Annotated in this window: 8 protein-coding genes; 5 read left to right on the top strand and 3 right to left on the bottom strand. The window is 68.1% G+C overall.

Going from position 1 to position 12,901, the window contains the following annotated elements:
- Positions 1-141: 141 nt before the first annotated feature.
- The 3 genes from glpK to ACFWFI_RS32535 all read right to left on the bottom strand — a co-directional run bounded on the left by glpK (position 142) and on the right by ACFWFI_RS32535 (position 3,899).
- The gene (gene glpK / locus ACFWFI_RS32545) at positions 142-1,659 is read right to left on the bottom strand and encodes a glycerol kinase GlpK (protein WP_387397248.1); all 1,518 of its coding nucleotides are present in this window, start codon (positions 1,657-1,659) and stop codon (positions 142-144) included.
- A gap of 27 nt (positions 1,660-1,686) precedes the next feature.
- Entirely contained in the window at positions 1,687-2,532 is an 846-nt protein-coding gene (locus ACFWFI_RS32540; RefSeq protein WP_387397245.1) for an MIP/aquaporin family protein, read from the bottom strand.
- A gap of 353 nt (positions 2,533-2,885) precedes the next feature.
- Positions 2,886-3,899 carry a LacI family DNA-binding transcriptional regulator gene (locus ACFWFI_RS32535; RefSeq protein ID WP_387397242.1) on the bottom strand — a complete coding sequence of 338 codons (1,014 nt, stop codon included), beginning with the start codon at positions 3,897-3,899 and terminating at the stop codon, positions 2,886-2,888.
- Between the two features lie 265 nt (positions 3,900-4,164).
- Here ACFWFI_RS32535 and ACFWFI_RS32530 point away from each other — a divergent pair, with 265 nt between their 5' ends.
- The 5 genes from ACFWFI_RS32530 (at position 4,165) to ACFWFI_RS32510 (ending at position 12,824) form a co-directional block, all read left to right on the top strand.
- Positions 4,165-5,481, top strand: coding sequence for an ABC transporter substrate-binding protein (locus ACFWFI_RS32530; protein ID WP_387397239.1), 1,317 nt, complete (start codon positions 4,165-4,167; stop codon positions 5,479-5,481).
- A gap of 112 nt (positions 5,482-5,593) precedes the next feature.
- Positions 5,594-6,478 (top strand): carbohydrate ABC transporter permease, encoded by an 885-nt coding sequence (locus ACFWFI_RS32525; RefSeq protein ID WP_387397237.1) that lies wholly within the window; start codon positions 5,594-5,596, stop codon positions 6,476-6,478.
- Positions 6,479-6,482: 4 nt separating this feature from the next.
- Positions 6,483-7,397: a carbohydrate ABC transporter permease gene (locus ACFWFI_RS32520; protein WP_387397234.1), complete on the top strand. Its 915-nt coding sequence runs from the start codon at positions 6,483-6,485 to the stop codon at positions 7,395-7,397.
- Between the two features lie 65 nt (positions 7,398-7,462).
- Positions 7,463-10,057: a family 78 glycoside hydrolase catalytic domain gene (locus ACFWFI_RS32515; protein ID WP_387397232.1), complete on the top strand. Its 2,595-nt coding sequence runs from the start codon at positions 7,463-7,465 to the stop codon at positions 10,055-10,057.
- Between the two features lie 211 nt (positions 10,058-10,268).
- Entirely contained in the window at positions 10,269-12,824 is a 2,556-nt protein-coding gene (locus ACFWFI_RS32510; protein WP_387397229.1) for a beta-glucosidase, read from the top strand.
- Positions 12,825-12,901 lie beyond the last annotated feature (77 nt).

The following is a 12,901-nucleotide window of genomic DNA, read 5'->3' as shown; positions in this document are numbered from 1 at the left end:
GGCCGAGCACTGAGGGCACCGCAGCGGCGGGACGTGGCCGGCCACGGGGCCGGCTGCCGACGTCGTCGAGGTCCCGGCCGAGCCGGCGCCGGCTGCCACTGCGGACCCCGGCGCCGGCTGCCACATGGCCGAAGGGGAGCCCTACGGGACTTTCACCCAGTCGAGGGTGCGTTCCACGGCCCTCTTCCAGCCTGCGTAGCCTTCCGCACGCTGATCCTCGGACCACTGCGGCGACCACCGTTCGGACTCCTGCCAATGGGTGCGCAGTTCGTCGGTGTTCTGCCAGAAGCCCGTTGCCAGTCCTGCCGCGTAGGCAGCGCCGAGAGCGGTGGTTTCCGCGACGACGGGGCGGCTGACCGGGACGCCGAGGACATCGGCCTGGATCTGCATGCAGAGGTCGTTGGCGGTTACCCCGCCGTCGACCTTGAGCACGTCGAGGTGAACGCCGGAGTCCTGCTCCATGGCCTCGACGACATCGCGGCTCTGGTAGCAGATGGCTTCCAGGGTTGCCCGTGCCAGGTGGGCGTTGTCGTTGTACCGGGCGAGGCCGACGATTGCTCCCCGGGCGTCGGAGCGCCAGTAGGGGGCGAACAGACCCGAGAAAGCGGGGACGAAGTACATGCCGCCGTTGTCGTCGACGGTACGGGCGAGCACTTCGCTCTCGGCCGCGGTCTTGATGATCTTCATCTGGTCGCGCAGCCACTGCACCGCGGAGCCGGTCACAGCGATGGAGCCCTCCAGCGCGTAGACCACCGGGCTGTCGCCGAACTGGTACGCCACCGTGGTGAGCAGACCGTGCTGGGAGCGGACCAGCTCGGTGCCGGTGTTGAGTACCAGGAAGTTGCCGGTTCCGTAGGTGTTCTTGGCCTCGCCCGGGGCGAAGCAGACCTGGCCCACGGTGGCCGCCTGCTGGTCGCCGAGGACGCCACCGATGGGAATGGCGGCGCGCAGCGGCCGGGACGTGCGGGTCGCTCCGTAGGCCTCCGGGTGCGACGAGGGGTTGATGGTGGGCAGCATCGCCCGGGGGATGCCGAAGAAGCCCAGCAGTTCGTCGTCCCAGTCGAGGGTCTCCAGGTCCATCAGCATGGTGCGGCTCGCGTTGGTCACGTCGGTGGCGTGGATGCCGCCGTCGGGACCGCCGGTCAGGTTCCACAGGACCCAGGCGTCCGTGTTGCCGAAGAGGGCGTGGCCCGCCTCAGCCGCTGCCCGTACGCCGTCGACGTTCTCCAGGATCCACTGGATCTTGCCCGCGGAGAAATAGGTCGCCGGCGGCAGTCCGGCCTTGCGGCGGATGACATCGCCACGACCCGAGCGTTCGAGCTCCGCCGCGATGACGTCCGTACGGGTGTCCTGCCACACGATGGCGTTGTAGTAGGGCCGCCCGTTGCGCGGGTCCCAGACCACTGTGGTCTCACGCTGGTTGGTGATTCCGATCGCCGCCAGGTCGCCCGGCGCGAGGCCGCCGTACCGCAGGGCGTTCTGCATCACTGAGTTGGTGCGCTCCCAGATCTCCACCGGATCGTGCTCGACCCAGCCCGAGCGGGGGAGGATCTGTTCGTGCTCCAGCTGGTGCTTGGCGACCTCGTTGCCGCCATGGTCGAAGATCATGAATCGGGTGCTGGTGGTCCCCTGGTCCACCGCGCCGATGAAGTCAGCCATGTTGTGTCACCTCTCCGGCCGGTGGGATCAGTCCTGGGGGGCCGGGACGCGTCCCGGTGGCTCGGGTTCCGCGCTGGGCAGGAACCGGCCGATGAATACCTTGTAGAGTCCTGCGCCGAGCAGACCACCGATGAGCGGGCCGACGATCGGGACCCAGAAGTAGAGGTTCCCGTACTGATCTCGCCATGCTCCGTTGTACCCGGTGATGAAGCTCGCCAGCCGGGGACCGAAGTCGCGGGCCGGGTTGATCGCGTAACCCGCGTTGGTTCCCCACGCCATTCCGATCGCGACCACGACCAGGCCGATGACGAACGGGGCCAGGTTCGCGCCCGGCGGCGTGTTCAGCATGTCGGTGATGGCCATGATCAGCAGCAGCAGGATGGCGGTGCCGATGACCTGGTCCCGGAACGCACCCCATTCATGGACCGGCAGAGCGGGGTTGCCGTTGGCGGGGAGGGTGGAGAACACCGTCTGCGTCTTGACGGTGTGTCCGGGGTCGGCCTTCGCCAGGGCTTCGGTGTAGTTCCAGCGGACGAGGAGGGCGGCCACGAACGCGCCGGCCGTCTGGGCCAGGGCGTAGGGCACCACCTTGCCCCACGGGAACCCCCTGTACGCGGCGAGTGCGAGGGTCACCGCGGGATTGAGATGGGCACCACTCAGCCGCGCCGCCACGTAGACGCCCAGGGTGACACCGAGCCCCCACGCCCAGGCGATGCTGTCGTGGTCTCCGAGACCGCCGGGTGGGTCCGTCAGAGCCCCGCCCGCCGCCACCTGGGCCACCACGCCGCAGCCGAAGAGGATGAGGATCATCGTGCCCGCGAACTCGGCCGACAACTCGCCGACCAGTCCGGATCGTGTGCGCCGTTCCGCCATGGAAGCTCACCCTCCGCCGGCTGACCGGCCGTCGACTGCCTGAGCAATTTCCGTCAGGCTAAGACGGCTCGCACGGGGGCGCATATCAGGGTGAATCCCCCCTGCCGGATCCTCGCGTCATGGCCCTGCCGATACGCCCTGCTCTCAGGCGGTCGCGTGCGGCTCGGGCAGGGCGAGTCCGGGGCATGAGCCTGGCCTCTCAGGGCCGAACGACGCGTCAGCGCCGCTCGCAGGCGACTGCGCCGGTCCGGCTGTCGGCTCGGACACCCGTTGGTCTGTTCGTGTGGAAGGGGGTGTAGGTGCGGGAGCACGGAGAGGGGAGCACGCCCCGCAGGAGGGGCGCCGGGCGTACTTCAGGGCGTGCGCGGTGACGCGGTGCTGCGGCGGACGACCAGCCGGGGAGTCATGGTGGTGAGTACGGCGCGGTCCCTCCGGCCCTCTACGCGTTCGATCAGCATCCTCGCGGCAGTGGCGCCCATGGTGTGACCTGCCTGGTCGACGCTGCTCAACTGCACGGCGGTCAGGGCCGCGATCGCAGTGTTGTTGTACCCGACGAGCGAGAGGTCGTCCGGCACGCTCATGCCGAGCGCGTCCGTCGCCCGGTAGATGCCGAGGGCCGCGACGTCGGCGCCGGTCATGATGGCCGTAGGGGGCCGCTCGCCCGTCAGGAGCTGCATCCCCGCCTTGTAGCCCCCGTCGTCCGAGTAGCTCGTCCGCACCACCTGTGCCTGCTCCACCAGGCCGTGGCGTTCCATGGCCTCCAGGTACCCCTTCGCCAGTTCGGCCTCAGGGGTCTGCTTCCACAGGCTCGCCTTGGTCCCGGGTGCCGATACCAGGGCGATGTCCCGGTGCCCCAATGACACCAGGTGGTCGACCACCAGGCCGGCTCCGGCTCCGTCCGCGTCCACGACGGAGTCGTGCGCGGGGGAGGGGTCGTGGTGTCCGATGACCACCGTGGGTGTGGTGGCCGCCGTCTCGAGTACCTCGCTGCGGCGTGACCCCGGTGCGATCAGGATGATGCCGTCCATCTGCCGGTCGACCATCGAGCGGACCGTCCGTGCCTGGTCGTCCGCGTCGAAGCCCGCCGCGCCGATCAGTACCGTGTACTCACTCTGGTGCAGCTCGTCGCGGATGCCGTCGAGGATGTCGGCGAAGAAGGGGTTGCGGATGTTGTCGAGCAGCACGCCGATCGTGTAGGTCCGCCCCCGCATGCCGCGAGCGGCGGCGTGCGGCCGGTAGTTCAGCTCCGCCATGGCCGCCCGGACCTTCTCCTGCATCGCCGGGCTGGATCCGTAGGCATTGCGCAGGACTTTGGAGACCGCGGCGGTGGACACGCCCGCGTGACGGGCCACGTCCGTGATCGTCACGCGCTTCTGCTTCGGTGCCGGATCCATGCGAGTGCCCCCGAGTTGGATGATCGATGCAACGGTCTACATAGTGCCATGACGTGAACTCCGTGCCCAGACCTCTTTTCCGGGAAGTTACAGCTCGATGTCTTGACGTGGCTGGGGCTTGAGTGCACTGTTGTGCCCACTTCGCGTGGAGAACGTTACACGCACCGTCTCTCGGTCGGGCCCTCCTCGCTGTTCGCCCGCCGCCTGCCCTCGCCTCTTGAACACCAGGGAGTCAGTCGTGATCACCCCTTCTTTCCGTGCCGGAAAGGTGCGCATCGCCGGTCTCACGGCGGGCGCCGCCGCGATGGCCGTCCTGGCGACCGCGTGCGGCGGCTCGGGCTCGGCGGATTCCTCCACGCCGAAGAACTTCAGCTACCTGAGCGTCACTGAGAACACCACCGTCAAGACCGCCTTGGGCACTCTGTCCAAGGGGGCCTGCAAGGCGCAGGAGCAGGCCCTGCCGCTGAAGGTGGAGACGGTCCCGCAGTCCGGACTCGACCAGAAGCTGCAGCTGCTGGCCGGTCAGGGAGCTCTGCCCGTGCAGTTCGCCGCGGGTAACGCTCCCTCCCTGACCCAGCAGCTCTACAAGTCCGGCAAGGTCGCTGATCTGGAGAAGGAGCTCAAGGAGCTCGGGGTCCTCGACCAGCTCGAACCCGCGGCGATCTCGACGATCAAGGCGCTCTACGGCGGCACGGTCGAGGTGCTGCCCTACGAGTACAACATCGAGGGCATCTTCTACAACAAGAAGATCTTCGACGACAACGGCATCGCGGTTCCGGGCACCTGGGACGAGCTGGTGTCCGCCGCTGCGAAGCTGGAGGCCAAGGGTGTCCAGCCGTTCTCCGCCTCCGGGCAGCAGGGTTGGCCGATCACCCGGCTGGTGAGCACGTACCTCTATCGCAGCCTGGGCCCCGATGCCCTGCAGAAGGTGGCGGACGGCAAGGCGAAGCTGACCGACCCCGAGTACGTGAAGGCGGCCGAGGAGATCGCCGCCCTGGGCAAGAAGGGGTACTTCGGCAAGGGCGTCGGGTCCATCGACTACGACACCGCGATGAACCAGTTCCTCTCCGGCAAGGCCGGCATGTTCTACATGGGCAGCTGGGCGCTGACGAACATCGCCGACGCGAAGCAGAACAAGGTGGGAGCCGAGAACGTGGGCTTCATGCCCTTCCCCGCGGTGGCGGGCGGCAAGGGCACCGTCGACCAGTACCCGTCCAATGTCGGCCTGGGCATCGGGCTGGGAGCCAAGTCCTTCGACAAGAAGACCGGCGACTGGGTCTCCTGCATCGCCGAGAACTACGGCAGCACGGCGCTGAAGGACCACGGCTCCATCTCCGGCTTCAAGGTGAACACCCCGGTCGAGGACAGCACCGAGGTCACCACCCAGGTCCGCGAGACCATCAGCGAATCGAAGCAGAACGTCCTGTGGTTCGAGGCCCTGTTCAGCACCAAGGCCACCACCGTCAGCCAGACCAACGCCGCAGGGCTGGCCAGCGGGAGCACGAGCCCGGACCAGTTCATGCAGACCGTTCAGGACGCCCTCGACACCGAGTAGACCCCTGAGCGACGCGGCTCAGGATGAACACGCCTTCCCGTAGTGACCTTCCTGAGCCGCCCGCACCGCTCTGTGCACAACCGCTCGCCCACCACAGAAGTGGACACCTTCCATGCACCGTGTACTCGGTGACCGCAGGGCCATCGCCATCCTGATCGGTCCCGCTCTGCTGGTCTACTCCCTCATCATGCTCGTCCCGATGGTGTGGTCACTGGGGTACTCCTTCACCAAGGGCAACACCATCGACGGCTTCACCGGCAACGGACTGGACAACTTCCAGCGCCTGTTCACCGACCCGGCCGTCCGCGAAGCCCTGACGTTCACCCTCAAGTACGCGGCCGTCGTGACGGTCGGCCAGGTCCTGACGGGCTACCTGCTGGCCCTGCTCTACGTCTTCTTCCTGAAGAAGTCATCGGCGCTCATCCGCACGCTGGCCTTCTTCCCCGTCGTACTGCCCACTGTCGCCGTGGGTCTGCTCTTCCAGAAGTTCTTCCAGGTCGCCCCGCAGACCGGCCCCGTCAATTCCCTGCTGAACATGGCCGGCCTGGAATCCGTCGACTTCTTCGGCAGTGCCGGGAACGCCTTCTGGGTCCTGGTCGTCATGGACATCTGGCGGTCGATGGGCTTCTACGCGGTCCTCCTGTTCGCCGGACTCGTCGACATCCCCGAAGAGGTACTGGAATCGGCCCGCCTGGACGGTGCTTCCGGACTGCGGCTGATCCGGCACATCGTCGTGCCCCTGTCCTTCCCCGTACTGATGTCGTCCCTGATCTTCAGCATCAACGGCACTCTCAAGGTCTTCGACTCGATCGTCGCCCTGACCAACGGCGGGCCCGGCAACGACACCTCGCCGCTGACCCTGTACATGTTCCAGACGTCGTTCACCTACAGCGACTACGGCTACGGCAGCACCATCGCCTTCCTGCTGACCGTGGTGTGCCTGCTGGTGACCCTGGTCGTCTTCCGCCTCTCGCGCCGCGACCTCACGAAGGGCTGACGCCATGGCAGTCACCGCATCCACCGGCACAGCCCCCGCCAGGACGGCCTTCGGCAGTCACCGGCCCGGCACGGCTCGTACCGCACCGAAGCGTTCCCGTCGCGGGAACATCTGGGTCAAGGCCGCCGTCGGCGTGCTCCTGGTCGTCGAGGTGTATCCCCTGTTGTGGATGTTCCTCACCTCGCTGAAGTCCAACGACGACTACCTCAACAACTCCACCTGGAGCCTCCCGACGACATGGGAGTGGGGCAACTACACCGAGGCCTGGACCACCGGCAACATCGGCCTGTACATGAAGAACAGCCTGATGGCGGTCGTCCCCTCGCTGGCCCTGATCCTGCTGCTCGGTACCGCCGCCGGATTCGCCCTGCAGATCATGGTGTGGAAGGGCCGCAGCTTCACCCTGCTCCTCTTCCTCGCAGGCATGATGGTGCCCTCGCAGATGATCCTGCTGCCCCTGTTCACCGTGTACTTCCAGACCGGTCTCTCCGGCACGATGTGGCCGCTGATCCTCACGTACACCGGCACCGGCCTTCCGCTGACGGTGTTCATGATGGCCACGTACTACAAGACGGTCCCCAGGGAGCTGTTCGAGGCCGCCACCATCGACGGCGCCGGCATCCTGCGCGCGTTCTGGACCATCAGCGTCCCCATGGTCCGCAACGCCCTGCTCACCGTCGGCCTGGTGCAGTTCTTCTTCATCTGGAACGACCTGCTCATCGCGCTGACCTTCACCAACAGCCAGGACATGCGCACCGTCCAGGTCGGCCTGCTCAACTTCACCGGCGACTTCGGCGCCACCCAGTACGGGCCGTTGTTCGCCGCGATCTGCATCAACGTCTTCGGCACCCTGCTGATCTATCTCTTCCTCAACCAGAAGGTCATGAAGGGCCTCACCGGTGGAGCCGTCAAGGGCTGAGAACCGCCCGATCCTGACGCCCCACCGGTCGCTTCACCGCACACTTCACGGAAGGTCCCCCATCGATGTCCCTTCAGCCTGCCCCGGTCACGTTCGAGCACCTGACGCACGGTCTCGGAATCGGCGTCGCCACTCCTCGTCTGTCATGGAAGCTGCCCCCCGGGGCCGACGCCCAAGAAGGCTACGAGGTCGAGTACGACCAGGGTGGGCGCCTGCACCGCACCGGTCATATCGACAGCCCCGAACACGTGCTGGTCCCATGGCCCGGCGCTCCGCTCACCTCGCGTGAGCGGAGCACCGTCAGGGTCCGCACCTGGTCCGCGGGCGACGAGCCGTCCGCGTGGAGCGAGCCCAGCACGGTCGAGGCCGGACTGCTGGACGCCGGTGACTGGAGCGCGGTCCCGGTCGGTGCGGACTGGTCCGAGGACCCCGACGCCGACCGCCGACCCGCCCGTGTGCGCAAGGACTTCACTCTTGAGCGTCCGGTCACCAGGGCCAGGCTCTACGTCACGGCACACGGCCTGTACGAGGCGGAGATCAACGGCGTCAGGGTGGGGGAGGACGCCCTGTCACCGGGATGGACGGTCTACCACGAGCGTCTTCGCTACTACACCTACGACGTCACCGCACACCTCACGCAGGGCACCAACACCATCGGCGCGTGGCTCGGCGACGGCTGGTACCGCGGGCGCTTCGGCTTCGACGGCGGCACCCGCAACATCTACGGCACCGACCAGTCACTGATCGCCCAGCTGGAGATCACCCACGACGACGGCACCGGCACGGTCATCGCCACTGACAGCAACTGGACCGCAGCCCCCGGCCCCATCCTCACGAGCGGCCTGTACGAGGGGGAGACCTTCGACGCCCGCCTCGACGACCCCGCATGGTCCACCCCCGGGCCTCGGCTCCTCGCGGACTGGACCCCGGTGGCCGTTCACCGAAGGGACCCCGCGACCCTCTTCGCACCCCAGGGGCCCGCGGTGCGCTGCACACAGGAGGTCGCGCCCGTGTCCGTCGTGCGCAAGGGCGACGGCCGCTACCTGCTGGACTTCGGGCAGAACCTGGTCGGCCGGCTGCGCCTCACCGCCGAAGGCGCGGAAGGCACCACGATCACCCTCCGCCACGCGGAGGTACTGGAGGAAGGCGAGTTGGCCACTCGCCCGCTGCGAGAGGCCCACGCCAAGGACACCTACATCCTCGCCGGAGACGGGCCGCGCACCTGGCAGCCCCGCTTCACCCTGCACGGCTTCCGCTACGCGGAGGTCACGAGCTGGCCGGGTGACGAGCTGCCCGAGGGCGCGGTGACCGCGCTCGTCCACCACACCGACATGCGACGCACAGGCTGGTTCGAGTGCAGCGACCCCCTGGTCAACCGCCTGCACGAGAACGTCGTATGGAGCATGCGCGGCAACTTCGTCGACATCCCCACCGACTGCCCCCAACGCGACGAACGCCTCGGTTGGACCGGCGACATCCAGGTCTTCGCCCCCACCGCCAGTTACCTCTACGACTGCGCCGGCATGCTCGACTCCTGGCTCACCGATGTCGCCGCCGAACAGCTCCCCGACGGCACGGTCCCCTGGTATGTGCCCGTCATACCCGGCGGCCCGCAGTGGACCCCGATCCACCCCGGCGCCGCGTGGGGAGACGTCGCCTCCTTCACTCCGTGGCTCCTCCACCAGCGCTTCGGCGACCTGGACCTGCTACGCCGTCACTTCGCCACCGGCCGCAAGTGGGTCGACCTCGTGGAACGCCTGGCCGGCCCGACCCGCCTGTGGGACACGGGAGTCCAGCTGGGGGACTGGCTCGACCCCATCGCCCCGCCCGACGACCCCGGCGACGGCCGCACCGACCGTTACCTGGTGGCCACCGCCTACTTCGCCCGCTCCGCCCGCCACCTGGCATGGTCGGCGGACGCACTGGGCGACACGGACACCGCCCTCCACTACGGCGCACTCGCCGACGAGGTCGCCGCGGCGTTCCGCGGTCGGTACGTCCTTCCCACCGGGCGCATGACGAGCGACAGCCCCACCGCCTACTGCCTCGCCATCGCCTTCGACCTGCTCGACACACCCGACCTGCGCCGACGGGCCGGCGACCGCCTGGCCACCCTGGTCCTGGAGGACGACGCCCGCATCGCCACCGGTTTCGTCGGCACCCCGCTGATCTGCGACGCACTGACCGACACAGGTCACCTCGATGTCGCGTACCGGCTTCTGACCCAGACCGAATGCCCCTCCTGGCTCTACACCGTCACCCAGGGCGCCACGACGATCTGGGAACGCTGGGACAGCCTGCGCCCCGACGGCACCCTCAACCCCGGAGGCATGACCTCCTTCAACCACTACGCCCTCGGTGCCGTGGCCGACTGGCTCCATCGCGTCGTCGGAGGCATCACCGCCACCGCGGCGGGCTTCCGGACGCTCTCCTACCGGCCCCGCCCCGGCGGCGGCATCACCTGGGCGAACACCAGCCATGAAACCCCGTACGGCACGGCGGCCCTGTCCTGGCAGTTGGCCGACGGCGGGATGACGGCCCGGATCACCGTCCCCCAAGGCTGCTCCGGAACGGTGGAACTGCCCGGGCGGGCGCCCTTGTCGGTCGGCCCCGGTGACCACACCTTCGACACCGCCCTGCTCGACCGGAACGCGGCGTAGAACAGGGGCGGCGACGCCCCGGTCCCTCAGGTTCCTCTCCGGCACGTGCGCTCACCAAGAGGCTTCATGACAGCCAGGAGAACGCCGGCACGGAGAGGCAGATCCGGTGCCGGGTCGACCTGACCCCGACCCGGCACCTCCTCGGCACACGCCCCGACGAACACTCGCTTCACTCAGTCCCACGCCTTTCCTCCGAAGGAGTACGGAAAGAATGAATCGTTCCATTGGAATGTCCCGGCGGCAGGTCGTCGCCGCAGCTGTCATCGGCACCGCCGGAGCCGTGGTCACCAGCATTCCCGCGGCCTCCGCAGCGGTGGCCACGAAGGCGAAGGCGGCACAGCCGTGGCGCGACACCGCCAAGCGGGCCGCCTGGCGTGCGGACTCCCTCGTCAAGGCGATGACGCATGCGGAGAGGGTCGTCCTCGTCACCGCTGTCGAGATCGCCGAGTTCAAGCCCTTGGAACACCTGGGCATCCCGGCGATGACCCGGGTCGACGCGTCCGACGGCCTGCGCGGAGACACGGGCGTCACCGCCTTCCCGGCCCCCAACGCCCTTGCCGCCACGTTCGACGCCGCGCTGGCGGAGAAGTACGGGGACGCGATCGGGGCGGAGGCCCGTGCCAAGGGCTGGAACGTCCTGCTCGGCCCCACGGTGGACATCGACCGGAATCCGCGCAACGGCCGCGAGTCGGAGTCCTACGGCGAGGACCCGCTGGTCAACGGCGTGATGGGCGCCGCCGTCACCAAGGGATTCCAGAAGAACGACGTCATCGCCCAGGTCAAGCACTTCACGGTCTACCACCAGGAGGAGGGCCGTAACTCCTTGGACGTGAAGGTCTCCGAGCGGGCACTGCGCGAGCTGTACTACCCCGCGTTCGAGCACACGATCCGCGAGGGCGGTGCGCTCTCCATCATGAACTCCTACCCCAAGATCAACGGGGTGTTCGCCTGCCAGAACGAAAAGATCATCAACGATCTGAAGACCGACCTCGGCCTCGAGAACGGGTACGTCGGCACCGACTTCTACCCGACGGGCGACCGCGTCGAGTCCATCCGTGCGGGAGTCGACTCCGCGGCGCTCATTCCCGACACCCCCAAGGAGGCCTTCACCGACGGCCGGATCCCCGAGGAGCGCACCCTCGACGCGGCCCGCCGCATCCTGTTCGCACTCTTCGCCTCCGGCGCGTACGACAACCCCCTGCCCGCCACTCCGGCAGCGGTCGTCACGACCCGCGCGCACCAGGACCTGGCCCGCGTCACCGGAGAACAGGCCACCGTCCTGCTCAGGAACGAGCGCGACCTCCTGCCGCTGTCTGCACGCGGGACCATCGCGGTGATCGGCCCCACCGGCAAGGACGCCATCACGGGCGTCGAAGGATCCTCCTACGTCGACCCCGGCGACTACACGACCGCCGCCGATGCCATCAAGGCCATCGCCGGATCGAGCCGCGTCCTGCGCTCCCAGGGGACGCTGGGCGACGTCGCACTGCCGGTGATCCCCGCCGACGCTTTCACCACCCCTGACGGCAAGCAGGGCCTGCACGCGGAGTTCTTCGCGGGCGAGGACCTCTCCGGAACGCCCGTCGCCAGTACGACCACCGGCAATGTCGACTTCCGCTGGGGCAATCCGGTCGGCGGCCTCCCCGCCAAGTGGTCCGGCCGGTGGACGGGCAAGCTCACCCCCACCACCACCGGTTGGGTGCGCTTCTCGACCCTGCTGTCCGGCGCGGGCAAGCTCGTCGTGGACGGCGTGACCGTCTTCGACGAGTCCCGTTTCCTGTGGGACTCCTTCTTCGGCCCCCAGGAATCGGCCATCGGCGGCGTCACTCGGCTCACCGCCGGCAAGCCCGTCGACATCACCGTCGAGTACACGACCAAGGATGTCGGCTACAACGGCCCCAGCATGAAGCTGTGCTGGCAGCCCGAATCCCTCATTCCCGCGGCTGCCGATACGGCCAAGAAGGCCGACGTGGCGGTCGTCTTCGTCAACAACTACACCGGCGAAGCCTTCGACCGCGACGATCTCTCGCTGCCCGGCGACCAGAACCAGCTCATCGAGGCCGTCGCCGCGGCCAACCCGAACACCGTGGTCGTGCTCAACACCTCCGGGCCGATGCTCATGCCGTGGCTGAAGCAGGTCAAGGGAGTCGTACAGAGCTGGTACCAGGGCGCGGCAACAGGCACCGCCGTCGCCAACGTCCTGTACGGGAAGGCCGAGCCCGGTGGCCGGCTGCCGGTCACCTTCCCCGCGGACGAGAAGCAGGGCCCTTCCACCTACACCGGCGGCAAGAACGATGGTGCCAACGGCAGCATCACGTACGACGAGGGCATCTACGTCGGCTACAAGTGGTACGACAAGCACCACGCCGAGCCCCTCTTCCCCTTCGGACACGGCCTGTCGTACACCTCGTTCGCCTACGGCAAGCTCCGCACCGACGACCTTTCCCTCGCCCGGGAGAAGGACACCGCCAAGGTCACCGTCGAGGTGAGGAACACCGGACGCCGTGCCGGATCCGACATCGTGCAGGTCTACGTCGGGCACCTCCCCACCCGCGCGGAGACCCCCGAGAAGCACCTGGCAGGCTTCGCCCGCGTTCAGTTGCGCCCCGGACAGCGCGAGAACGTGACCGTCGAGATCGACCGCCGACGCCTGTCCTACTGGGACGAGTCCAAGAACCGCTGGGTGACCCCCACCGGCAAGGTCCGCGTGTACGTCGGCCGCTCGGTCGCCGACATCGAGCTCGCGGGCACGATCACCGTGTCCTGAGCGGCGCCTGCACACACCCCACAGCACCGACCTGGGCGGGACCACACCGAACCCGCCCAGGTACACCTCCGTGGTCC

The sequence above is a fragment of the Streptomyces sp. NPDC060209 genome (assembly GCF_042728155.1).
Lineage (GTDB): Bacteria > Actinomycetota > Actinomycetes > Streptomycetales > Streptomycetaceae > Streptomyces.
Note: the sequence above shows the minus strand (reverse complement) of the source record. Positions and strands in the feature narration are given on the sequence as shown.